This is a genomic window from Streptomyces sp. NBC_00859 (assembly GCF_045161865.1).
Classification (GTDB): Bacteria; Actinomycetota; Actinomycetes; order Streptomycetales; family Streptomycetaceae; genus Streptomyces.
On the sequence record NZ_CP108826.1, the window covers coordinates 3,589,524 to 3,612,508 of the forward strand.

Consider the following 22,985-nt stretch of genomic DNA (forward strand, 5'->3'; position numbering starts at 1 on the left):
AAGCGCGGCTTGTCGTGCCCGAAAAGAGATGTTTTATGACTGATTACGGCATTCATCCCGGCACGAATGTCACCGCCACCGCCGCCACCGCTGTCACCGATACCGCCGCACCCGGCACGGACCCCGGCGGCACCGGCGGCACCGCAGTGACCACCGCGTACGACGCCGGCGCGATCACCGTCCTGGACGGGCTCGACGCGGTGCGCAAGCGGCCGGGAATGTACATCGGATCGACCGGGGAGCGCGGCCTGCACCATCTGGTCCAGGAGATCGTCGACAACTCCGTCGACGAGGCGCTGGCCGGGGTGGCGGACCGGATCGATGTGACGGTCCTGGCCGACGGCGGCGTACGGGTCGTCGACAACGGCCGTGGCATCCCGGTGGGGATGCACCCGGTGGAGAAGAAGCCGGCCGTGGAGCTGGTGCTGACCGTGCTGCACGCGGGCGGCAAGTTCGGAGGCGGGGGCTACGCGGTCTCCGGCGGCCTGCACGGCGTGGGCCTGTCGGTGGTCAACGCCCTGTCGACCCGGCTGACGGCGGAGATCCGGACCGAGGGCCACAGATGGACCCAGGACTACAGGAACGGGGCGCCCACCGCGCCGCTCGCCCGCCACGAGCCCACGTCCACCACGGGCACATCGCTGACGTTCTGGGCGGACGGCGGCATCTTCGAGAGCACCGAGTACTCCTTCGAGACGCTGTCACGGCGCTTCCGGGAAATGGCGTTCCTGAACAGGGGACTCACCCTCACACTGACCGACGAGCGCCCGGCCGCACGGGCGACCGCCACGGCCGACGAAGCCGGCTCGGACACGGCAGCGGGGCAGACCGCGAAGACGGTCACCTACCGCTACGACGGCGGCATCACCGACTACGTCGCCCACCTCAACGCCCGCAAGGGCGAGCCCGTCCACCCGTCGGTCATCTCCCTCACCGCCGAGGACACCGGGCGGCTGCTGTCGGTGGAGGTCGCACTCCAGTGGAACGGCCAGTTCTCCGAGAGCGTCTACTCGTACGCCAACTCGGTCCACACGCACGAGGGCGGCACCCATGAGGAGGGCTTCCGCACCGCGCTGACCACCGTCGTCAACCGCTACGCGCGGGAGCGGAAGCTGCTGCGTGACAAGGACGACAACCTCACCGGCGACGACGTGCGCGAGGGCCTGACCGCCATCATCTCGGTGAAGCTGGGCGAGCCGCAGTTCGAGGGGCAGACCAAGACCAAGCTCGGCAACACCGAGGCGAAGACCTTCGTGCAGAAGGTGGTGCACGAGCACCTCACCGACTGGTTCGACCGCAACCCCAACGAGGCGGCCGACATCGTCCGCAAGGCGATCCAGGCGGCCACCGCCCGGGTCGCGGCCCGCAAGGCACGTGACCTCACCCGCCGCAAGGGTCTGCTGGAGTCGGCGGCGCTGCCGGGCAAGCTGTCCGACTGCCAGTCCAACGACCCGGCGAAGAGCGAGATCTTCATCGTGGAGGGCGACTCGGCCGGCGGCTCGGCGAAGTCCGGGCGCAATCCGGAGTTCCAGGCGATCCTGCCGATCCGGGGCAAGATCCTGAACGTCGAGAAGGCGCGGATCGACAAGATCCTCCAGAACACCGAGGTCCAGGCGCTGATCTCCGCGTTCGGCACCGGGGTTCACGAGGACTTCGACATCGAGAAGCTGCGCTATCACAAGATCATCCTGATGGCGGACGCCGACGTCGACGGCCAGCACATCAACACCCTGCTGCTGACCTTCCTGTTCCGGTTCATGCGCCCGCTGATCGAGCACGGCCACGTGTTCCTGTCCCGGCCTCCGCTCTTCAAGGTCAAGTGGAGCCGCGACCACGTGGAGTACGCCTACTCCGACCCGGAGCGCGACCTGCTCGTCGCACGCGGCAGGCAGGACGGGCGGCGGCTCAAGGACGACTCCATCCAGCGGTTCAAGGGCCTGGGCGAGATGAACGCCGAGGAGCTGCGCGTCACCACCATGGACGCCGACCACCGCGTGCTGGGCCAGGTGACCCTCGACGACGCGGCGGTGGCGGACGACCTGTTCTCCGTGCTGATGGGCGAGGACGTCGAGGCACGGCGCTCCTTCATCCAGCGCAACGCCAAGGACGTCCGCTTCCTCGACATCTGACCGGCCCGCCACCGCGCCGACGCTGACACCGTCACCCGGGCTCCGAGGCGGCCTCCCCCTCCACCTCGGCGAACACCGTCTTGCCAGGCCCCATCCGCTCCCGTACGCCCCACCGCGCCGCCACCGCCTCGACGAGAATCAGCCCCCGCCCGCCGTCCGCGTCTCCGGCGGGGTGCAGTCGCACCGGCAGACCAGGATGCGTGTCGGAGACCTCGACCCGGATCACTCCGGTACCGGCCCCGTACGTGAGCCGCAGCGCGAAGTCCCGGCCGGGAACGCGGCCGTGCAGTGCGGCGTTGGCGGCCAGCTCCGCGACGATCAGGGCCACCGACTCCGATACCGGGCTGCCGTACGGGACGTCCCAGGTGTCCAACTGGTGGGCGGCGAGACGCCTGGCCAGCCGGGCACCACGCCGGGTGGCGGAGAAGCGCTGGGTGAACGTGCGTCCGGAGCGGGGCATTTGGGCTGCGGGAAGTGTCATGGTTCCCAGACTTCCCAGGTCACAGCCGCCCCCGACAGGACCCGCGCCCGTACAAGCGAATCTGTATGGGTGGGCGCCCTGGACTGGGCGGGTCACTGCGCGTAACGATGCTCCGGCGGAGTGCGTTCGCGGGGTACGGGAGCGAGAGGCGGACGGCGATGGCGGCGGACAGCGGTGGCGGTGGCGGTACGAACAGCGAGCCGGAGATGTCGGACAGCCTCAAGACCTTCGGCGTGGTGCTGAAGGCCCTGCGCGAGGAAGCACGCCTCACGCAGGAGGAGTTCGGCCCACGCGTGGGGTACTCGGCGCACTATGTCGCCAAGATCGAACAGGGGCGGCGCTTCCCGCCGAGCGTGCTGATCGAGCGGAGCGAGGCTGCGCTCGGACCGCTCGCGGGCCGCGTACTTGCTGCCGCTGCGCGGAGTCTCACGCGCCGGGCGGGGCTGGCGTCGTGGTTCTGGCACTGGGCGGGGATCGAGGAAGGGGCCGTATCGCTCTACGCCTACGAGTGCCGGGTGGTGCCCGGTCTCCTACAGGCTGAGCCGTATATCCGCGCCGTCTTCGAGCGGCGCCTGCCGCCGCTGAGCGAAGAGCAATTGGAGATGCAGGTCGCGTCTCGGCTCGACAGGCAACGGTTACTCGCGGAGAGGCCGAATACCAGTTTCTGCTTCATCATCGAGCAAGCCGTCTTCACTCGGACGCTCGGCGGCCCGCATGTGGCGGGGAACCTCATCGATCACGTCATGGAACAGGCGAGCCGCCGCAACATAGAGGTGCAGATCGTGCCGTTGAAGCAGGAGGACCACGCCGGAGCAGGCGGGCCGATGTACCTGGCGGAGACCGAGGACAACCAGTGGCTCGGATACTTTGAGGGACACGACAGCAGCGCCCTGATCACCGACCCAAAACTGGTCAGTGCGATGCTCCAGCGCTATGGCAAAATGCGGTCACAGGCACTCGGCTGCCAGGCCACCATGAGCCTGTTGGAGCAGATGCGGGGAGCGCTATGAGCGGCATAGAGCTGAACTGGTTCAGGAGCAGCTACAGCGGCGACGGCGGCGACAACTGCGTCGAGGTCGCCGTCCGCCCCGACGCGATCCACGTCCGCGACTCGAAGGACACCCGGCTCCCCGCCCTCACCGTCTCCCCCACCGCCTGGGCGGCCTTCACCGCCCGAGCGGGCATCCGCCGGAGCTGACGGAGGACGCCCCGGGCAGCCGGGGCGGCCCGGGGGTGCAGCGGGCTCAGAGCGTCAGCAGCCGCTGGACGAGGTGTGCGGCGGCGTCCGGGCCCGCTTCCAGTACGACCCGGCAGTGGGCGCCCTGCTGCGCCGGGTAGTTGAGGTACTGGCCGCGCAGGTCGCAGATGGTCTGGCCGCGTCCTGGGCCCTGGGTGGCGTCGACCACGACGTCGACCGTGGGTGCGAGCGTGGGCACCACGCCTCCGACCGCGATGGCCGCGGCCAGCGGGTCGTGCACGGCGCAGCAGCGGCGGCCGAACGTCTCCAGGTAGAAGGCGAAGTAGAGGTCCAGCATCTCGCCCAGGGCGGTGGGAAGCGGGCGGCCCGACTTCAGCAGGAGTTCACGGTCCCCCTCCTCGAGGGTGTGGGCGAGGGTGACGTCGAGCGGGACGAGCGTGATGTCCCACGGCGCGGCGAGGACTTCGGCGGCGGCCTCGGGGTCGTTGTGAATGTTCGCCTCGGCGACCGGCGAGACGTTTCCGCTCTGGTGGGCCGCGCCGCCCATGATGGTGATGTCCTGTACCAGCGAGGGCAGTTCGGGCTCCCTGCGGAGGGCCTCGGCGACGTTGGTGAGGGGGCCGGTGGTGAGCAGCCTCAGCGTTCCCGGGTGGGCGCGGGCAAGTTCGATGATCATGTCCGCGGCGTCCTGCGCGACGGCGGCTTGGGCCGAGTCGGGCACGGTGATGTCGCCGATGCCGTTGTGACCGTGGATGTGGGGCACGGAGCCCGCGTAAACGCCCGCCTGGGGGTCGGCCGCGCCGACGGCGACGGGGATGGTGGCCCGCCCGGCGAGCTGGGTGAGTGCCAGGGTGTTGCGTGCCGCCTGCGTGGAGTCGACGTTGCCGCTGACGGTGCCGATGCCGACTATCTCCACCTCGGGAGAGGCCAGCAGGTAGGCGAGCGCCATCGAGTCGTCGATGCCGGTGTCGCAGTCGAAGTAGAGCGGCTGGGCTGTCATGGGAGGTCCTTCGCGGTCGGGGCAGTGGATGCCGGGGAGGGTGTCGGTACGGTGCGGTTCGATGCGGTTCGATGCGCGGCGACTGTCGGTCCCCGGCGGATGGGGAGTGGCGCCGCCTGTGCGATGCCGTGCGGTGCGGCGGCTGTCAGTCCGCCCGGCGGGTGATGAAGAGGCTGGCCACCAGGGCCAGGACGGTGATCCCGACCGAGATCCACAGGGCGGTGCTGTAGCCGGCGTGGGTGGCGCGGGCCGCGTACGGGGCGACGATGCCGATGCCGGTGCTCGCGCCGATCCCGAAGGCGGCGCTGTTGAGGCCGGGCAGCGCGGCGGGGGCGTCCTTGGGCGAGTTCAGTACGCCCAGGCCGTTCACCGTGGTCAGGACGAGGCCGTTGTACGTGATGCCCAGGAAGGCCACCGCGGCGAAGACGGTCCACTTCTCCAGCGGGTACGAGGCGATGACGCACAGGGCCGCGATGCTGAGGACGAGACCGGCGCGGAGCGTGATCAACCAGCCCCGCCTGTCGGCCAGCCGCCCGGCCATCGGGGCGGCGGCCAGCCCGATCAGCGCCGCGGGGGTGAGGAAGAGCAGCGAAGATTCGGTGGCGTTCATGCCGAAGCCGGTCTTCGGGCTCTGGCTGATGACGACGACGGTGAAGTTGATGACCGCGAAGATCCCGGACAGGGAGATCACGGTCGTCGCGATGACCGGCCACACCTCGCGGGACCTGAGGTGCTCCAGCGCGATCAGGGGCGTGGCCCTGCGGCGCTCGACCATTCCGAAGGCGACGGCCGCGACGACGGTTCCGGCCAGGTAGCCGAGGGTGCTCGCGCTGTGCCATCCGTCGGCGAAGCCGTGCGAGACGAGGTAGGTGACGCAGTACAGCGCTATCGACAGGGTGGCAGCGCCCCACCAGTCCATCCGGCCCTTGTCCGGCCGCCCGTCCCTGGGCAGGACGAACGCCACGCAGGCCGAAGCGGCGACGCCGATCACCAGGATGACGGCGAAGATCGACCGGTAGCCGAAGGCGTCGGACAGGCGGCCGCCCAGTAGACCGTCCACACCGCCGACCCCGCCGTTGATCGCGGTGATCACTCCGAGGGCGGTGGCGAAGACCTTCTTGCTGAGCCGCTCGTTGAGGACCACGTACGCGATCTGGAAGGCGGCACTCGACGCGCCCTGCAGCACCCGGCCGGTCAGCAGGACCGGCAGGTTCGGGGCCGCGAGGCACAGGACCGTACCCACGGCGGTCACTAGCAGTACCGCGATGAGGATCCGGCGGCGTCCCCAGAAGTCGCTGAGACGGCTCAGTACGACGCCCGTGATCGCTCCGGCCAGGAAGAACAGCGAGGAGACCTGCGCTATGCCGTCCACGCTGCCGTGCAGCCGGCGCGCCATCTCCGGCAGCGCGGGGGTGATCATGCTGGCGTTCAACTGATAGGCGATGACGCTCAGCAACAGCGTCGCCACCAGGGTGGCCGCCTTCCGCCCCCGCAGGAGGGGCATCGCACCCTGTTCCAGCGGTTCTGGATCCATAACTCCCGAGCTGCTGCCCGGACTGCCTGTGTTCACAAGGAACCTCATCGTTACATTGAGTCACACTCTTGGCTGATGTGAGATGTTATACCTCTCCGTCCGACATGCGTCTAGCATCGATGGAAATCTGGTTAGATGGACCGGACCACTACCGGCCCGTAGCGAAGCGAGGTGTGCAGTGGCCGTCACTGCCGTCACTGTCGATGGGTTCCTGGCCGAACCCATGACCGTCTCCGTCGGCCAGCCGCTGCGGGTGGCCGTCTACTCCCGCCTCGCGCACGGCATCCGCGACCAGGTCTTCCCGCTGGGCTCCGCCCTGCCCAAGGAGTCCGAGCTCGGCGCCAGACTGGGAGTGAGCCGCACGGTGGTGCGCGAGGCCCTCATGCTCCTTGAGGAGGACGGACTCATCCGCACCCGCCGCGGGGTGGGGCGGTTCGTCAGCCAGACCCTCCCGCGTACGGGACTTGAGCAGTTGCAGCCCTTCGAGGAGACGCTGGCCACGCCCGAACAGCCCGTGCGCACCGAGCGCCTGGAGATGAACCTCCAGCGCACCACCGACTTCGTCCTGCAGGGTCTGGGGCTCGAAGAGGACAGCAACGCCTGGTTCTGCGAGACCCGGCTGACCCGCGGCGTGGAGCAACTGGCCCTGGTCCAGGAGCACATCGCGTGCGGCTCGGACCTCCGCGCGCTCTCCCCCGTCGTGGCCGACCGGGTACAGGAGCTGCACGACAGCCCGCGGACCCTCCTCGGCGCCATGATCGGCATGCTCGGCCCGGTCTTCGGTCCCGGTGAATGCACGATGACGGCGGGTGTCGCCGGAGTCACCCGCGGCAGGCTCCTCGGGCTGCGCCCCACCGATCCGCTGCTCATCATCACGCAGACCGCGCAGCTGGCCGGCAAGCCCGCCTACCTGGCCAAGTACCTCGTCGCCCCCACCGGCGACCCGCTCTCGATCATCCAGCCGCCGCAGCCGGGCGCGGCGCCGGCGCGGCCCTGAGGCACCCCCGGGCCACCCCGACGAGCCGTTGCCGTCCCGTCTCTCCTGCCGCCCGTACGCGCGTCACCGTCCGGCGGGCACCGGCATCCGGTAACGCGCGTACGCAGGGGCCGGGCCCCCGGTCGGGACCGGGCCTCCGGACGGCGACGGGCGCACAACGGCCCCGCCGGGGAAGGGCCGTGAACGGTCTCAGCCGATCCGCACCTTCGTCTCCAGCGGCAGATCCGCCGACGACCGGCCGACCGACACCGTGTAGGTCCCCGGCACCACGGTCCAGCCGGTCTTGGATGTCTGCCACACCGCGAACGCCTCGCGGGGCAGGGCCAGAGACACCCTCCGGCTCTCGCCCGGCTTCAGGGTGACCTTCTCGAACGCCTTCAGCTGCCGGGACGGCTCCCCGGCCGCGTCGGGCGCCGTCAGATACAGCTGGACGACCTCGCTGCCGGTGCGGTGGCCGGTGTTGCGGATGGCGACGCTCGCACGGTAGCCGTCCCTGGCCCGCTCAAGACTCAGGCCCGACAGCTGGAACGTGGTGTACGACAGGCCGTGGCCGAACGGGAACAGCGGTTTCTCACCCGAGCTCTCGTACCAGCGGTAGCCGACGGCGAGTCCCTCGTCGTAGTACACCTGCACCCCGTCACCCGGGTACTGGACCGTGGTCTTCGCCGGGCCCTGCTCCTCGGAGGCCGGAAAGGTCTCGGGCAGCCGTCCGCCGGGTTCGGCGTCGCCGAAGAGCATCGCGGCCAGGGCGTTGCCCTGCTCCTGGCCGCCGTACCAGTTGGCGATGACGGCTCCCGCGCCGTCGATCCACGGCATGAGGACCGAACCCGAGGTGTTCAGTACGACGACGGTGCACGGGTTCGCCGCGACCACCGCCGCGATCAGTTCGTCCTGGCCGTTCGGCAGGGCGAGCGTGGTGCGGTCGGAGCCCTCGCTGGTGTAATCGGCTGCCACGACGACGGCCACGTCCGCCGCGCGCGCCGCGTCGGCCGCTCCGGCGAGGTCCTTGGTGTACGTCACGGGGATGTCCCCGGCCCGTGCCTTGATCCCGGCGAGCGGGGTGACGACGGTGCCGTTGGCGCTGACGGCACCGGAGCCGCCGCCGTGGGTACGGGCCCCCGCGTCGGCCGCGTCCCCGATGACCGCGACGGAGGCCGGGCGGGCGAACGGCAGCAGCTGCTGAGCGTTCTTGAGCAGCACGCTGCCCTGGACGCTGATGCTCCGGGCGAGTTGGAGGTGCGCGTCGCTGCTGACCACCTTGGACAGCACCGTCGCCGGGTCGGGCAGCCGGTGGTCGAAGAGCCCGGTCCGGTACATCGCGGTGAGGACGTGGCCCGCCATCGTGTCCACGGTGGCCTCGCTCACCGTGCCCGCCGCGACGGCGTCCTTCAGCTTGGTGCCGAGGTAGGTGGAGCCCGGCATCTCCATGTCGGAGCCCGCCCGCGCGGTGAGCAGGGTGCTGTGGGTGCCGCCCCAGTCGGACATCACCAGACCGTCGAAGCCCCACGCGTCACGCAGGGTGTCCTGCACAGCGGTGCGGTTCTCGTGCGACCAGGCACCGTTGACCTTGTTGTACGAGGTCATCACCGCCCCGGCGCCGCCCCGCTGGACGGCGGCGCGGAAGCCCGGGTAGTAGATCTCCTGAAGGGCCCGCTGGGAGACCACCACGTCGATCGAGCCGCGCAGGACCTCCTGGTTGTTGGCGGCGAAGTGCTTGACGGTGGCCATCACCGGGTGGGCCTGGATGCCCTCGACGACCGACGCGGCCAGCTCAGCGTTGAGGTACGGGTCCTCGGTGAAGGTCTCGAAGGAGCGCCCCCAGTACGGGACGCGCAGGATGTTGATGCAGGGGGCCAGGGCGATGTTGTGACCCTTGGCCGCCTGCTCCGCGCCGTAGGCGTCGCCGTAGCTCCGCGCGGTGCCCGGGTCCCAGGTCGCCGCGAGGGTCTTGCAGTCGGGCCACTGGGTCACCCCCTTCGAGCCGTTGCCCACACCGCCCGGACCGTCACCGAGATAGAGGGCGGGGATGTCGAGCCGGGCGTTGGCCGGGACGGCGCCCGCGTACCCGGTTCCCCCGCTTCCGCCGTGGAGCAGGGCGATCTTCTCGTCCAGGGTCATCCTCGCGATGAGCGCGGCGGCCTTGGCGGCGGCCTCGGCCGAGCCGGGCACCGAGGTCGCGGCCGTACGTACTGGTCCCGCGGCCGCTCCGCTCCGTACGGCCGCGGCCGCGCCGGTGGCGGATGCCACCGTGCCGACGCTCGCGGCCACCGTGCCCGCTCCGGCCAGCTTCAGTACCGATCTCCGGTTGACGTTCATGTGCCCTCCCGAGTCGCTGTCATGGATATGCGCGTGCCATGGGTGAACGAGTGCACAGGGGTACGGGTGCACGCGTAGACGGGTGACAAAAGTCAGTGACATGTACATGGGCACATTGATCGACCGGATCGTCAATGGTTTATACACGCTTCGTCGAATACGACTCCTCCGGCGTCGACACCGGAAGGCCCCGCCCCAACTGGCCCGTTTTAGGGTCAAGTTGGCTTCAGACAGTGAACGCTGCACGCCCCTTGACGCGGTCAGCCACCGTGCCCGACAGTCGTTCGCAGGACCTCTGAGAGCGCTCTCATCCAGTCTTCTCTTTCTCCCCTCCCCTCCCCTTCTCCCCCTCCGCTTCTTCGCCGTCCCACCCCACCCCCCGCTGCCCCTCCCTCCCCCCACGAAAGCAGCCCCCCATGCGCAGGATCGCTTTCTCCGGCACGTCCCCCGGCTCCGAACGCCGCCCCCGGCGCCGCCTGCTGACCGTGCTCGCCGCCCTCTCCCTTCCACTCGCCGGGCTCACCGGCCTGGCGGGTTCCGCCGGCTCCGCCGCGGCCAGTGAGCCCGCTGCGGGAACCCGTACGCCCGCAGCCGCCGACTGGACCACGGTGTTCAAGGACGACTTCAACGGTGCTGCCGGAACGGGCCTGAACACGGCCGACTGGCTCTACGACAAGGGCACCGGCTACTCCGGCGGCGCAGCCAACTGGGGCACCGGCGAGATCGAGACATCCACGGACTCGACCGACAACGTCTACCAGGACGGCTCGGGCCACATGGTGATCAAGCCGGTCCGCGACGCGTCGGGGCACTGGACGTCCGGCCGGGTGGAGACACAGCGCACCGACTTCGCCGCACCCGCGGGCGGCCAGCTGCAGCTCAGCGCATCACTGAAGCAGCCCGACCCGGCGAGCGGGCTCGGCTACTGGCCGGCCTTCTGGGCGATGGGCGCGGACGCCCGGCCGACCGGGGCCACCAACTGGCCCAGCATCGGGGAGCTGGACATCATGGAGGACGTCAACGCGCTCAGCCAGCACTCGACCACGTTCCACTGCGGCCAGTGGGCGGGTGAGTGCCACGACCCGGACGGGATCAGCAGCGGTCTGCAGGCGTGCGCGGGCTGCCAGTCCGGCTATCACACGTACTCGGTCATCGTGGACCGCACGAACGCGTCCGCCGAGCAGCTGCGCTTCTACCTCGACGGTGTCCAGACCTTCGCGGTCAACCAGAACGAGGTCTCCGACGCGACCTGGAAGGCCGCTGTCGACCACGGGTTCTTCGCCATCTTCGATGTCGCGATCGGCGGCTCGTACCCGAACAAGGTCTGCGGCTGCACCTCGCCGTCGGCCGACATCAGTTCCGGTGCGGGAATGAGCGTGGACTGGTTCTCGGCGGATGTGAGCAAGTCCTGAACCGTTGGCGGCAGCGAGCAGCACCGTGCCCCGGAAGGGTCCGAGGAATCGGCCTTCCGGGGCACGGTGCTCACTGTGCTACTGGTTCACTGCCGGCGCGGGTCAGTTCCAGTTGTGGTTGCGGCCGTGGTCGCGGCCGTGGTCCGAGCCGCCGTGGTTCCAGCCGCCGTGCTCGTGACCGCGGCCGTGGTCACGTCCGCCGTTCGAGCAGGAGTTGCCGAAGGCCGGGTTGAGCAGGCCGATGACGTTGATGCTGTTGCCGCAGGCGTTGACCGAGAGGTCGACCGGCACCTGGACGACGTTGCCGGAGAGGACACCGGGCGAACCGATGGCCGCGCCCTCCGCACCGCTGTCGGCGGAGGCGATCGACGCACCCCCCAGGACGGTGGCGGCGGCGATGGCAGACAGCACGGTCATCCGCACGATTCGAGACATGATGAACACAAACCCTTCCGTAGGAGCACTCCAGGGCCGGACAGACGCGAGCCCTCTTGTGTGGTCCTTCGCTATGCCTGCCCGCTGGGATGGGTTCCGCATCCGTTGTTCACCCGAAGGGACGCGGCGGTGGGCCGGCGTACGGGCGGCGGCCCGCGGAAAGGGCTGCCCGCTCCGGGTGGCCGTCCCGGCGGCCGATCGCCGTCCCGGCCGTCCCACCCGCTGCTGCCCGGCCCGCGGGACCGGGCAGCCACAATGGGCGTATGAGTGACGACGAGAAGTCCATGCCCGACTGGGAGAAGCGCTTCCGCGCGCCGCGCGTCGGGCTGCCCGACTGGGCCGACGACGCCCCGGACCGCTCGCTCTTCGTCTCCAACGCGACCGGCACGTACGAGCTTTACGCCTGGGACCGTGCGAGCGGCGAGCAGCGGCAGGCCACCGACCGGCCTGGGGGCACCCCCTCCGGGGGAGGAACGACCGACGGGACCCTCTCGCCCGACGGGGAGTGGCTGTGGTGGTTCAACGACACCGACGGGGACGAGTTCGGCACCTGGATGCGCCAGCCGTTCCGGGGTGGACCCGACGAACCCGCGGCGCCCGGTCTTGAGCCCTCCTATCCCGCCGGACTCGGCATCGGCCGCGACGGCACAGCCGTGGTCGGCCGGTCGACGGACGAGGACGGCTCGACGGTCCACGTCGTACGGCCGGGCGCGGAGCCGGTGGAGATCTACCGGCACCGGGAGTCAGCGGGGGTCGGCGACCTCTCGTACGACGGGACGCTGATCGCGCTGGAGCACACCGAGCACGGCGACGCGATGCACTCCGCGCTGCGGGTGGTCGGCACCGACGGGTCCACGGTCGCCGAGCTCGACGACACCAAGGGCGGCACCGAGGAGCTGGGACTCCAGGTGCTCGGATTCGCACCGGTCGCCGGGGACACCCGGCTGCTCGTCGGACACCAGCGGCGGGGCCGCTGGGAGCCGATGGTGTGGGACGTGGCGACCGGCAACGAGAGCACCCCCGCGGTCGAGCTGCCGGGCGACGTGAGCGCCGAGTGGTATCCGGACGGCTCCGCGCTGCTGATCGTGCACAGCTTCGAGGCGCGCAGCGAGCTATGGCGGTACGAACTGGCCACCGGGCAGCTCGTACGTGTAGAGACCCCGGCGGGTTCGGTGTCCGGTGCGACCGCCCGGCCGGACGGCACCGTCGAGTACCTGTGGTCGTCGGCCGCGCTGCCGCCGGCCGTGCGCTCCACATCGGGGGCGGTCGTGCTCGACGCGCCGGGGATGAAGGCACCGGAGTCGGTGCCGGTGCGGGACGTGTGGGTGGAGGGGCCGGGCGGCCGGGTCCACGCGCTGGTGCAGCAGCCGGCCGGGGACGGACCGTTCCCCACGGTCTTCGAGATCCACGGCGGCCCGACGTGGCACGACAGCGACGCGTTCGCCTCGGGCCCGGCGGCCTGGGTCGACCACGGTTACGCGGTCGTGCGGGTCAACTACCGGGGTTCGACCGGATACGGACGCGCCTGGACCGACGCGCTCAAGCACCGGGTCGGGCTCATCGAGCTGGAGGACATCGAAGCGGTCCGCGCGTGGGCGGTGTCGTCCGGACTCGCCGACCCTGCGCGGCTGGTCCTCGCGGGTGGCTCCTGGGGCGGCTACCTGACACTGCTCGGGCTCGGAACGCAGCCCGACGCGTGGGCGGTGGGGCTGGCCGCTGTGCCCGTCGCGGACTACGTCACGGCCTACCACGACGAGATGGAGGGCCTGAAGGCGATGGACCGGACGCTGCTGGGCGGCACCCCGGAGTCCGTGCCCGAGAGGTTCGCCGCTTCGTCGCCGCTGACCTATGTGGACGCGGTGCGGGCGCCGGTCTACATCTCGGCGGGTGTGAACGATCCGCGCTGCCCGATCCAGCAGGTCGAGAACTACGTGGACCGGCTCGCGGAGCGCGGGGCGGTCCACGAGGTGTACCGGTACGACGCGGGGCACGGGTCGCTGGTGGTGGAGGAGCGGATCAAGCAGGTCCGCCGGGAGCTCGACTTCGCCGAGCGGCATCTGAACGGGAAGTAGCGGGCCGGACGGTACGGGGAACACGCGGTGCGGGTACGGGGCGGGGTCCGGGGCAATGCTCCGCAATCGCGCCCCGTACCGTAAGGGATGTGTACCGGTTCCTGCTGACACCCCGCTGGTGGGGGATCACCGTCTTCGCCCTGCTCGCCATCCCCTTCTGCATCTTCATGGGCTCCTGGCAGCTGAGCAGGTTCGAGGACCGGGTGGCCACCCACCGGACCGACGAGCACCGGCCCGATCCGACCCGTCAGGCGTCGGCCCCGCTCGATTCCCTGCTGCCCGTGAACCTCGACACGTCCGGGCGGCAGGCCGAGGCCACCGGGAAGTACGGCAAGCAGTTCCTGGTGCCGGACCGGGTCGTGGACGGCAAGGAGGGGTCGTACGTACTGACCCTGCTCCGCACCGGCAGCGGCAAGGCGCTCCCCGTGGTGCGCGGCTGGCTGCCGCACGGCGCGAAGGCACCCGCGGCACCGAAGGGTGCCGTCAGGATCACCGGATCGCTGCAGGCCTCCGAGAACAGCGGGACCGACGGCGCGGACACCGCGGGCGGGCTGCCGTCCGGCCAGATCGGGATCATCAGCGCGGCCTCCCTGGTGAACGTCGTGCCGTATCCCGTGTACGACGCGTGGGTCACCCTGCCGCGCGCCTCCGCCGGCCTCAGGGCCGTCCCGGCAGCGGCGCCGCAGAACAGCGGGCTCGACCTGAAGTCGTTCCAGAACCTCGGCTACACGGGCGAGTGGTTCGTCTTCGCCGGCTTCGTGGTCTTCATGTGGTTCAGGCTGGCCAGGCGCGAGGCCGAGGCGCTCAGGGACGTCCGGCTCGGCCTCGTACCGGAGGAAGGGCCGGCCGCGCCTCCGACCGTGGCGACGGCTGCGACAACGGATGGGGCGCCGGACGGTCCGACGACCGGGGCGACGGCGGACGGAGCCGCCGACGGCGAGGCCGCGGCCGACGCTGCCGCTGCCGCTGCCGGGGAGAGCGCCGGCGACGGGGCTGCCGCTCCGGGGGTTTCCGGGCACCGCTAGACCGTGTCCGTAAAGTCGCGCCTGGTCTGCGGTTTCCGGTCCTAGGGCTCCGGCCTCCGGCCCTGGCTACGGTGCCGTCAGCAGCCCGGTGCGGTAGATCGTCCCCGCGCACGCGTTGGGGATGGTCGCCTCCGCGGCCGGTACACCCGGCTCCGCCTCGTGCACCACGGCCACGCTGCCGTCCGACGCGCCGTCGCCGCTGCCGAGCTGGGGGGTGGCGTCGGAACCCGAGGTGCCGTCCGATGTGGAAGGGCCGTCGTCGCCCGTTCCCCCCGAGCCCTCCGGTCCTCCCGCGCCGCCGGAGCCGGCCGACGGGGTCGGGTCGGGCGTGCCGCCGCCGGTGGGACAGGTCTCGGCCGGGACCCAGGCGAACTTCACCTCGTACGCCTGGGACGGGGCGAGTACCAGGCCGCTCGTCTCCTGCGACGGGTCCGGCAGGCCGCCCGCCGCGTCGCCCGCCGTGTGGTCCACCACCGTGATGCGGGCGGCGTCCGCCGCACCCAGTGCCTGGAAGTTGACGGTGCCCGCGTCGCTGACCGCGCACTGGCTGTGCGAGACGTTGGAGACCCGGAAGGTGCCGTAGACGGTGCCGTCCGCGTTCGGGGTGCCGGTGTCCGCCGATGTGACTCCGAGCTGCTGCGCCCCGCAGGCGGGCAGGGAGCCGAGCGACCTGCCCGAAGGATCGGTGCCGCCGCCCCCCGGACCGCCGTGGGTGCCGCTCCCGGCGCCCTTCGGTTTGTCCTTCTTCCCGCCCCCGCCGTCGGTGCCGCCGTCGCCGGACGACGAGCCCTTGCCCTTCTTGCCGCCGTCGCCGTCGGCCGAAGCGCCCGTACCGCCGGGGGTGTAGTGGCCCCGGCCGGCCACCGCGGGGTGGTCCTTGGCCCCGTCACCGGAGCCGGCGACATGGAGGAACGCCGGAATCGCGGTCCCGACGAGCAGCGCCGCCGCGGCCGTACCGACGACGACCTGGCGCCGCCGGGCCCGGCGCGCGGGGACGGCTCTGCGGAGTCTGTCGAGCGCGTCGTCGGACGGGTCCAGCCCGCTCACAGCGCCCTGCATCATCCGGCGCAGCGCGAGTTCGTCCTCTTCGAGGTCCTCGGCAGCGTTGTCGGAACCGTCGGTCTGCATTCCGTTCCCAGCCTGGTTGTTCACAGACCGTGTGGGCCCGCCGTACTGCTTGCGCCACTCTGCGGGCATGTCCCGTGCGTCGGGCTCACGGGGCCCACCGGCCCTGTCGGAGCCGTTGAGGCCACCGGAGCCGTCAGCCCCGTCGCGCCCGTCCGGGGCATGCCCGTCACCGTCGCGACCTTCGTGGTCGCGGCCGTATCCACCGAAACGATCTCTTCCGCTCATGCCGGGGCCTCCATGGCCACCCGCAGCGCGGCGATGCCACGCGAACCGTACGCCTTCACCGAACCGAGCGAAATCCCCAGCGCGTCGGCGACCTGCGCCTCCGTCATGTCACCGAAGTAACGGAGCACCAGGACCTCGCGCTGGCGCCGCTGGAGGTTGCGCATGGCCTTCTTGAGCGCGTCGCGCTCCAGGAGGTCGTACGCCCCTTCCTCGGCGCTCGCCATGTCCGGCATCGGCTTGGAGAGGAGCTTCAGCCCGAGGATGCGCCTGCGCAGCGCGGACCGGGAGAGGTTCACCACGGTCTGACGCAGATACGCGAGCGTCTTCTCCGGGTCCCTGACCCGTTTGCGGGCCGAGTGCACGCGGATGAACGCCTCCTGGACGACGTCCTCGCAGGAGGCCGTGTCATCGAGGAGGAGAGCGGCGAGACCCAGCAGCGACCGGTAGTGGGCGCGGTAGGTCTCGGTGAGGTGATCGACGGTGGTGCCGGCGGCCATGGCGTCGTCAGCGCCCTCGCCGCTCCGGGCAGCGGCCCCGCCCGTCCGCCTGGTCGGCATGGGGGCGATCACCGGCATACCGCCGGCCACGCGCGGTCGCCGGAGCGGGCGGACCACTCCGCCCCGTCCGGACAACGCTGCAATATCGAGAACCTCTGCCACGCCAGTTGGACACGCTTCCCCCCGCCAGGGTTGTACGCGTATGGCATCGCCTTTGACGATGCGGCCAATGCCCTCATGCGTACCCGATCTCCCCCAATGCCCCTTTTCCAACGGCAGCTTGCACAGGAAGAGGCCACCCAAAAGACGCTCCCCGCACGTCCGCGGTTGCGGACGCACGGGAGACTGAATCGTGTAACAGGCACGCGCCACAGTTCAAGTGGTTCAGACCTACGTCTTGCTCACAACTCGCACACAGATTCTACAGAGGATCAGGTACGGTCCGGCGGGCCGGGCTTCGTGCGAACCCCCCGCGGTCCGGCGAAAGGGGCCCTTGCACTAGGAGCGTCCGATGACGTCGCGTGGCCTGGCACCGCGACCCGGACGGGCATAGCGCAACAACCCCTGACGCATGCGGTCACGTACCGCGCCTACGCCGTCCCGGTCAGCTGGATCTCGGCCGCGACCGCCTCGGCGATCTGCGCCGCGTTGAGCGCCGCGCCCTTGCGGAGGTTGTCGGCGCAGACGAACAGGTCGAGCGCCTGCGGGTCGTCCAGCGACCGCCGTACGCGCCCCACCCAGGCGGGGTCCGTGCCCACGGCGTCGGCCGGCGTCGGGAAGTCCCCGGCATCCGGGTCGTCGAACAGCACCACACCGGGCGCGGTCGCCAGGATCTCGTGGGCCCGCCCGAGCGTCAGCTCGTTCTCGAAGCGCGCGTGCACGGAGAGGGAGTGGGTGGTGATGACAGGGACCCGTACGCACGTCGCCGTCACCGGGAGCGCGGGCCGGTCAAGAACCTTGCGGGTCTCGGCGCGGAGCATCAGCTCCTCCGACGACCAGCCGTCGGCGCCGGGCACCCCGGCCCAGGGGACCACATTGAGTGCGATGGGAGCCGCGAAGGGCCCCGTGTCGTCCCCCACGGCACGGCGCACGTCACCGGGGTGCGTCCCCAGCTCGGTACCGGAGACGAGCGCGGTCTGGCTGCGCAGCGCCTCCACGCCGGGGTTCCCCTCGCCGCTCACCGCCTGGTACGTCGAGACGACCAGCTCGCGCAGCCCGAACTCGGCGTGCAGCGCACCGACCGCCACGATCATCGCCAGCGTGGTGCAGTGCGGGGACGCGACGATGCCGCGCGGCCTGAGCCGTACGGCGTGCGGGTTGACCTCGGGCACCACGAGCGGCACGTCGGGGTCCATCCGGAAGGCACCCGAACTGTCCACGACGACCACGCCCTTGGACGCGGCGACCGGCGCCCACTGCCGTGCGACGTCGTCGGGGACGACGAAGAGCGCGACCTGGACGTCCTCGAAGGCTTCCTCGGTGAGGGGCAGTACTTCGACCTCCTCCCCGCGCACGACCAGCTTGCGGCCGGTCCTGCGCGGGGAGGCGATGAGCCTGATATCGCCCCAGATGTCGGCGTGCTGCGAAAGCATCTGGAGCAGCACGGTGCCGACGGCCCCGGTCGCACCCACGACCGCGAGCGCCGGCTTACGGCCTCCCGCTCGGAGACCGGTGCCGGTCATCGACCGGTGCCCCCATAGACCACTGCCTCGTCGGAGTCGCTGTCGAGGCCGAAGGCGCTGTGCACGGCGCGCACCGCCTCGTTGACCTCGTCAGAACGAGTGACAACCGAGATGCGGATCTCGGATGTCGAGATCAGCTCGATGTTCACCCCCGCGTCCGAGAGCGCCTCGAAGAAGGTCGCCGTGACGCCGGGGTTGGTCTTCATGCCGGCGCCGACGAGGGAGATCTTGGCGATCTGGTCGTCGTAGCGCAGCGAGTCGAAGCCGACGATCGGCTTCGACTTCTCCAGGGCGTCGACGGCCTTGCGGCCCTCGTCCTTGGGGAGCGTGAAGGAGATGTCGGTCAGACCGGTCGACGCCGCGGAGACGTTCTGCACGACCATGTCGATGTTGACCTGGCTGTCCGCGATGGCGCGGAAGATCGCGGCGGCCTCGCCGGGCTTGTCGGGTACGCCGACTACCGTGATCTTCGCCTCGGAGGTGTCGTGGGCGACACCGGAGATGATGGCCTGCTCCACTGACGCTTCCCCTTGTGCTTCGACTCGTGCTTCGTTGCTGACCCATGTGCCCTGGAGCCCCGAAAACGAGGACCGGACATGGATCGGAATGTTGTAGCGGCGTGCGTACTCGACGCAGCGGTGCAGCAGCACCTTGGAGCCGGAGCTGGCGAGCTCCAGCATGTCCTCGAAGGAGATCCGGTCGATCTTCCGGGCCTTCTTGACGACCCGGGGGTCGGCGGTGAAGACACCGTCCACGTCCGTGTAGATCTCACAGACCTCGGCGTCGAGAGCCGCCGCGAGTGCGACGGCGGTCGTGTCCGAACCGCCGCGGCCGAGGGTGGTGATGTCCTTCTTGTCCTGCGACACACCCTGGAAACCAGCGACGATCGCCACGTTGCCCTCGTCCAGAGCGGTGCGGATCCGCCCCGGCGTGACATCGATGATCCGCGCTTTGTTGTGGACCGAGTCGGTGATGACACCGGCCTGGCTGCCCGTGAACGACTGGGCGTCGTGGCCCAGGTTTTTGATCGCCATGGCCAGCAGTGCCATGGAGATCCGCTCTCCGGCGGTCAGCAGCATGTCGAACTCCCGCCCAGCGGGAATCGGCGACACCTGCCCGGCAAGATCGATCAACTCGTCCGTCGTGTCGCCCATCGCTGACACCACGACAACCACCTGGTTGCCACTCTTCTTGGCGTCGACGATTCGCTTGGCGACCCGCTTGATGCCCTCGGCATCGGCTACGGAGGAGCCTCCGTACTTCTGCACGACAAGGCCCACGTGCGCTCCTCGATCCAGTCAGTTCTGCGGTCGGCTCAGTCTAACGAGCGGCCGCACGACACCCCGTGTGTATCAGATCGTGAGATGTCCCGCTCACTCAATGATCACCGCCGGATGGCACGGCCGCTCGGTGAGCATGCCTGCCCTCGATCAAGCGGGACACTCGGAACGTGGGGCGCGTCACACAGGGTGTGGACCGTGAGCCTCAGTGCCGGGTCGTCATTGGCCTGGAAGGGCGCGTACTCGAAGTGGAGCATGCCCCTCCGGGATGGTGCAGAACCTTCCGGCCGCCCTGACCACCGGTACGCACCCCGTGCGCCGTCCGGAACCGGGCCTCGACGCGCCGCACCTCGTCCGCCCGAGCCGCCCCGGGCACGGACCGGGGAGGGAAGCCACCGCGGCGGGGCCGGTGGCTGCGGCCCGCCGATCCTCCGGCCGGCCGCGCTTCAGCCCCCGTCGGCCGCCGGGTCGAGGTGGGCGAAGACGACCACGTTGTCCACGTAGTCCTGGGCGTCCCTGTCGTACGCGCCGCCGCACGTGATCAGCCGGAGCTGGGCGTCGGGGGTGTTGCCGTAGACGCGCTTGTCGGGGAACTCCGCCTTGCTGAACGTCTCGACCGAGTCGACCTTGAAGGTGGCGACGCTGCCGTCCGTCCTGGTGATGTCCACCGCGCTTCCCGGCTTGAGGGTCCGCAGCAGCAGGAACACGGCGGGCCCCGTCTTCGTGTCGACGTGACCCGCGACGATCGCCGCGCCGCGCTCTCCGGGTGTGGCGCCGCCCCGGTACCAGCCGACCATGTTGGTGTTGTCCGCGGGCGGCGGGTTGAGCCGCCCTGACTTGTCGAGGTCCAGGGCGGTGAACGGGGCGTTGACGGCGATGGAGGGGATCGCCAGCCGGGTCGGCGCGGAGCGGGGCAGCGGAGCGGCCGTCGCGGGGGCGGTTGCCCGGGGGGCCGACGCGGCGGCCGGACGGGACTGCACCTTGGCGTCGCCCGCCGGGGTGCCGAATCCGAGCCCGAAGGAGTTGCAGAGCAGCAGAGCACCCAGACCCGCTGCCGCGGCAGGCCACAGCAGTGCGCGGTGGAGGGGCGGAACAACACGCTTCGGGGACGGAAGGGAGGGCTTCGGCGGGGGAAGCTTCTCGGCGGCCATCAGATGCTGCCTTTCGGGCGCGGGCGCGGGGCGGCGGAAAGTGGGGTGGAGGGGGGGGCCGGCGGAGGCGGCGTACAACCGTCGCGGCCACCGCCCCTGGGGGCGGTGGCCTCGTCAACGTCGTGATCTGCGAACGGACGGGCCGTCAGGCCAGTGACATACCACCGGCGTTGCGGCGGCGGCGCACCATGTAGACGCCCGCGCCGACACCGCCGAGAAGCAGCACCGATCCGGCTGCGACACCGCTGTTGGTCGCGAGGGCCCCACCGCCGGTGTGGATGCCGCCGTGCGGCCTGTGGTGGTCGCCGGCGCCGGGCTGGTCGCTGTTCCAGGAGTCGTCCTTCCAGGAGTCGCTCTTCCGGGAGTCGTCCTGGCCGATGCCGGAGTACGAGCTGTCCTCGTCGCTCGTGTCCGCGTACGAACTGCCGTCGTCACTCGTGCCCGAGTACGAGTCGTCGTCGCTCTTGGTCAGCGTCGTGGCCATGGCGAGAGCGCCACCGCCCGTGTGCACCCCGCCGTGCGGCCGGTGGTCGCCGTGCCCGTGGTCGTGATCGCCGTGGTCGCCGTGGTCGTGGTCGCCGTGCCCGTGGTCGCCGTGGTCGCCCTGCCCGTGGTCGTGGTCACCCTGCCCGTGGCCGTCGTCGCCGTGCCCGTCGTCGCCGTACGCGTCGTCGCCGTCGTCACCCGTGACCACCGCCGGAGTCATGGCGAGGGCGCCGCCACCGGTGTGCATCCCGCCGTGCGGCCGGTGGTCGCCGCCACCGTCGTGGTCACCGTGCCCGTGGTCGCCGTGGTCGCCGTGGCCGTGGCCGTGGTCGTGGTCACCCTGCCCGTGGTCACCTCGGCCGGCCTGGTCACCGCCGCCTTCGCTGTCGCCGGAGTTGTCATGGCGGTCACTACTGGCGGCGGCGCCGCTGTCCGAGTTCGGGGAGCCGGAGGCAGTCAGGGCGTATGCGGAGGGAGCGGAGAAGGCGAGGGCGGCAGTCACAGCAGCTGACGCGAGCAGAGTGCGGGCAGTGCGCATTGAGCTGATTCCTTTCACCACGACTGCGAAGGCTGACACTCCGTCGGCTCATCGATTCGCAGAAGCGACGCCCTCACCATCAGCAGGAATCTGACACCCCGCCACCGGAGACCGGGGCATCCGAGTGACGGCATGGGCCCAATGAGTGCCGGACCCGCCGATATTCACCCGATGGACGGCACGTCGCACCGCCGAAGCGACCCGGCGATGAGGTAGAGGGTGCGAGCGGGAGCCACGAGCAGTCCGAGACGGAGAGCGCTCTCCGCGCAGTCCTACTACAGTGCGTCCATGAGCAGAGAGTCCGAGGCGCCCGCCGCCATGCCCACCCTGGAAGACGTGGCGCGCGCGGCGGGAGTCTCCCGTGCCACCGTGTCGCGCGTCGTCAACGGCATCCGCAATGTGGACCCCGCGATCCAGCAGGCCGTACGCGACGCCGTGGCCGCGACCGGATACACGCCGAACCGGGCCGCGCGGGCGCTGGTGACACGGCGGGCCGAGACCATCGCACTGGTCGTCTCCGGGGCCGGTGACGCGTCGGAGGCCGAGCAGAACGCCTTTGCCTCCGGAGTGTTCGCCGACCCGTTCTTCGGGCGGGTGGCCGCCGGGGTCGTCGGCTACCTCCGGCCGCGCTCGATGCATCCGGTGCTGATGTTCGCCGAGACGCCCGCCGCCCGTGACCAGGTCGTCGGCTACCTGCGCCAGGGCAGCGCCGACGGCGCGCTGATCGTGTCCACCCACGCCGACGACCCGCTGCCCGGCATGATCGCGGCGGCCGGACTCCCCGCCGTGCTGTTCGCCCGCCCCGCCGACGCCGTGCCCATCAGCTTTGTCGACCTCGCCCACCGGGAAGGCGCCGAGCTGGCCGCCGCGCATCTGATCGCCCGTGGCTGCCGCCGCCCCGTGACCATCGCGGGACCGCAGGACGTCGCCGCCGGGGAGCAGCGGCTGGCCGGTTTCCGGGACGCGATGGCGCTGCACGGCCATCCGGACGTGCCGGTGGCCGAGGGCGGCTTCACACTGCACAGCGGCGTGGAGGCGATGGTCCGGCTGCTCGACGAACACCCGGACCTGGACGGGGTGTTCGCGGCCAACGACCTGATGGCGCAGGGCGCCTGCCTGGTGCTGCGCGAGCACGGCAGGCGGATCCCCGAGGATGTGGCCGTGGTGGGGTTCGACGACAGTTCGGTGGCCGTGGCCTGCCGCCCGCCGCTCACGACGGTGCGGCAGCCGGTGGAGAAGATGGCGGCCGAGATGGCGCGACTGCTCCAGGAGCGCATCGAGCACCCCGGTCGGCCCGTCACCTCCGTCGTCTTCGAACCGGAGCTGGTGGTGCGGGAGTCGGCATAGCGAACAGCGGCGACGGCGGCCCCGCCCCCTGCGGACCGGCAGCATGCCGCCG

General features: G+C 70.8%; 19 protein-coding genes. 8 read left to right on the plus strand and 11 right to left on the minus strand.

Features of this window, described 5'->3' with window-relative positions:
* The first annotated feature begins 35 nt into the window (after positions 1-35).
* Positions 36-2,129, plus strand: a complete 2,094-nt coding sequence (gene gyrB, locus OG584_RS15420; protein WP_405778400.1) for a DNA topoisomerase (ATP-hydrolyzing) subunit B — start codon at positions 36-38, stop codon at positions 2,127-2,129.
* Positions 2,130-2,160: 31 nt separating this feature from the next.
* Here the strand turns inward: gyrB and OG584_RS15425 are convergent, their stop codons facing one another.
* Positions 2,161-2,610 (minus strand): ATP-binding protein, encoded by a 450-nt coding sequence (locus OG584_RS15425; protein ID WP_405778401.1) that lies wholly within the window; start codon positions 2,608-2,610, stop codon positions 2,161-2,163.
* Positions 2,611-2,768: 158 nt separating this feature from the next.
* On the opposite strand from OG584_RS15425, the gene OG584_RS15430 reads away from it, so the two are divergent.
* The gene (locus OG584_RS15430; protein WP_405778402.1) at positions 2,769-3,620 is read left to right on the plus strand and encodes a helix-turn-helix domain-containing protein; all 852 of its coding nucleotides are present in this window, start codon (positions 2,769-2,771) and stop codon (positions 3,618-3,620) included.
* On the plus strand, positions 3,617-3,808 hold the full coding sequence (locus OG584_RS15435; protein WP_405778403.1) for a DUF397 domain-containing protein: 192 nt from the start codon (positions 3,617-3,619) through the stop codon (positions 3,806-3,808). The genes OG584_RS15430 and OG584_RS15435 overlap by 4 nt, the downstream gene beginning before the upstream one ends.
* Positions 3,809-3,854: 46 nt before the next feature.
* Here OG584_RS15435 and OG584_RS15440 read toward each other — a convergent pair whose 3' ends face one another.
* A complete protein-coding gene (locus OG584_RS15440; protein ID WP_405778404.1) occupies positions 3,855-4,808 on the minus strand; it encodes a nucleoside hydrolase in 954 nt (317 codons plus the stop codon).
* A 145-nt stretch (positions 4,809-4,953) separates the two neighbouring features.
* Positions 4,954-6,342 (minus strand): MFS transporter, encoded by a 1,389-nt coding sequence (locus tag OG584_RS15445; protein ID WP_405778405.1) that lies wholly within the window; start codon positions 6,340-6,342, stop codon positions 4,954-4,956.
* 178 nt (positions 6,343-6,520) lie between these two features.
* Here OG584_RS15445 and OG584_RS15450 point away from each other — a divergent pair, with 178 nt between their 5' ends.
* Positions 6,521-7,339 (plus strand): GntR family transcriptional regulator, encoded by an 819-nt coding sequence (locus tag OG584_RS15450; protein WP_405778406.1) that lies wholly within the window; start codon positions 6,521-6,523, stop codon positions 7,337-7,339.
* Positions 7,340-7,528: 189 nt separating this feature from the next.
* Here OG584_RS15450 and OG584_RS15455 read toward each other — a convergent pair whose 3' ends face one another.
* Entirely contained in the window at positions 7,529-9,655 is a 2,127-nt protein-coding gene (locus tag OG584_RS15455) for a glycoside hydrolase family 3 C-terminal domain-containing protein (RefSeq protein ID WP_405778407.1), read from the minus strand.
* A gap of 416 nt (positions 9,656-10,071) precedes the next feature.
* On the opposite strand from OG584_RS15455, the gene OG584_RS15460 reads away from it, so the two are divergent.
* Positions 10,072-11,067 (plus strand): glycoside hydrolase family 16 protein, encoded by a 996-nt coding sequence (locus OG584_RS15460; RefSeq protein WP_405778408.1) that lies wholly within the window; start codon positions 10,072-10,074, stop codon positions 11,065-11,067.
* Positions 11,068-11,169: 102 nt separating this feature from the next.
* On the opposite strand, the gene OG584_RS15465 is transcribed toward OG584_RS15460, so the two are convergent.
* Entirely contained in the window at positions 11,170-11,502 is a 333-nt protein-coding gene (locus OG584_RS15465; protein WP_405778409.1) for a chaplin, read from the minus strand.
* Between the two features lie 263 nt (positions 11,503-11,765).
* On the opposite strand from OG584_RS15465, the gene OG584_RS15470 reads away from it, so the two are divergent.
* Both OG584_RS15470 and OG584_RS15475 read left to right on the plus strand, forming a co-directional pair.
* Positions 11,766-13,574, plus strand: a complete 1,809-nt coding sequence (locus OG584_RS15470; protein ID WP_405778410.1) for a prolyl oligopeptidase family serine peptidase — start codon at positions 11,766-11,768, stop codon at positions 13,572-13,574.
* Between the two features lie 89 nt (positions 13,575-13,663).
* Positions 13,664-14,599 carry an SURF1 family protein gene (locus OG584_RS15475; RefSeq protein ID WP_405778411.1) on the plus strand — a complete coding sequence of 312 codons (936 nt, stop codon included), beginning with the start codon at positions 13,664-13,666 and terminating at the stop codon, positions 14,597-14,599.
* Between the two features lie 66 nt (positions 14,600-14,665).
* Here the strand turns inward: OG584_RS15475 and OG584_RS15480 are convergent, their stop codons facing one another.
* The 6 genes from OG584_RS15480 to OG584_RS15505 all read right to left on the minus strand — a co-directional run bounded on the left by OG584_RS15480 (position 14,666) and on the right by OG584_RS15505 (position 21,586).
* Positions 14,666-15,952, minus strand: a complete 1,287-nt coding sequence (locus tag OG584_RS15480) for a hypothetical protein (protein ID WP_405778412.1) — start codon at positions 15,950-15,952, stop codon at positions 14,666-14,668.
* Positions 15,949-16,611, minus strand: a complete 663-nt coding sequence (locus OG584_RS15485; RefSeq protein WP_405778413.1) for a SigE family RNA polymerase sigma factor — start codon at positions 16,609-16,611, stop codon at positions 15,949-15,951. The genes OG584_RS15480 and OG584_RS15485 overlap by 4 nt, the downstream gene beginning before the upstream one ends.
* 428 nt (positions 16,612-17,039) lie before the next feature.
* Positions 17,040-18,131, minus strand: a complete 1,092-nt coding sequence (locus tag OG584_RS15490; RefSeq protein ID WP_405778414.1) for an aspartate-semialdehyde dehydrogenase — start codon at positions 18,129-18,131, stop codon at positions 17,040-17,042.
* A complete protein-coding gene (locus OG584_RS15495) occupies positions 18,128-19,411 on the minus strand; it encodes an aspartate kinase (RefSeq protein WP_405778415.1) in 1,284 nt (427 codons plus the stop codon). Before OG584_RS15495 ends, OG584_RS15490 begins: the two co-directional genes overlap by 4 nt.
* A gap of 446 nt (positions 19,412-19,857) precedes the next feature.
* Positions 19,858-20,565 (minus strand): class F sortase, encoded by a 708-nt coding sequence (locus OG584_RS15500; RefSeq protein ID WP_405784088.1) that lies wholly within the window; start codon positions 20,563-20,565, stop codon positions 19,858-19,860.
* Positions 20,566-20,707: 142 nt separating this feature from the next.
* Positions 20,708-21,586, minus strand: coding sequence for a hypothetical protein (locus OG584_RS15505; protein WP_405778416.1), 879 nt, complete (start codon positions 21,584-21,586; stop codon positions 20,708-20,710).
* A gap of 288 nt (positions 21,587-21,874) precedes the next feature.
* Between OG584_RS15505 and OG584_RS15510 the strand changes: the two genes are divergently transcribed.
* Positions 21,875-22,933, plus strand: a complete 1,059-nt coding sequence (locus tag OG584_RS15510; RefSeq protein ID WP_405778417.1) for a LacI family DNA-binding transcriptional regulator — start codon at positions 21,875-21,877, stop codon at positions 22,931-22,933.
* Positions 22,934-22,985: the final 52 nt, after the last annotated feature.

Excerpts from the sequence above, each read along its gene's own strand:
- gyrB (WP_405778400.1), top strand. The coding sequence starts at position 36 with ATGACTGATTACGGCATTCATCCCGGCACGAATGTCACCGCCACCGCC.
- OG584_RS15425 (WP_405778401.1), bottom strand. The coding sequence starts at position 2,610 with ATGACACTTCCCGCAGCCCAAATGCCCCGCTCCGGACGCACGTTCACC.
- OG584_RS15430 (WP_405778402.1), top strand. The coding sequence starts at position 2,769 with ATGGCGGCGGACAGCGGTGGCGGTGGCGGTACGAACAGCGAGCCGGAG.
- OG584_RS15435 (WP_405778403.1), top strand. The coding sequence starts at position 3,617 with ATGAGCGGCATAGAGCTGAACTGGTTCAGGAGCAGCTACAGCGGCGAC.
- OG584_RS15440 (WP_405778404.1), bottom strand. The coding sequence starts at position 4,808 with ATGACAGCCCAGCCGCTCTACTTCGACTGCGACACCGGCATCGACGAC.
- OG584_RS15445 (WP_405778405.1), bottom strand. The coding sequence starts at position 6,342 with ATGGATCCAGAACCGCTGGAACAGGGTGCGATGCCCCTCCTGCGGGGG.
- OG584_RS15455 (WP_405778407.1), bottom strand. The coding sequence starts at position 9,655 with ATGAACGTCAACCGGAGATCGGTACTGAAGCTGGCCGGAGCGGGCACG.
- OG584_RS15460 (WP_405778408.1), top strand. The coding sequence starts at position 10,072 with ATGCGCAGGATCGCTTTCTCCGGCACGTCCCCCGGCTCCGAACGCCGC.
- OG584_RS15465 (WP_405778409.1), bottom strand. The coding sequence starts at position 11,502 with ATGTCTCGAATCGTGCGGATGACCGTGCTGTCTGCCATCGCCGCCGCC.
- OG584_RS15470 (WP_405778410.1), top strand. The coding sequence starts at position 11,766 with ATGAGTGACGACGAGAAGTCCATGCCCGACTGGGAGAAGCGCTTCCGC.
- OG584_RS15480 (WP_405778412.1), bottom strand. The coding sequence starts at position 15,952 with ATGAGCGGAAGAGATCGTTTCGGTGGATACGGCCGCGACCACGAAGGT.
- OG584_RS15490 (WP_405778414.1), bottom strand. The coding sequence starts at position 18,131 with ATGACCGGCACCGGTCTCCGAGCGGGAGGCCGTAAGCCGGCGCTCGCG.
- OG584_RS15505 (WP_405778416.1), bottom strand. The coding sequence starts at position 21,586 with ATGCGCACTGCCCGCACTCTGCTCGCGTCAGCTGCTGTGACTGCCGCC.
- OG584_RS15510 (WP_405778417.1), top strand. The coding sequence starts at position 21,875 with ATGAGCAGAGAGTCCGAGGCGCCCGCCGCCATGCCCACCCTGGAAGAC.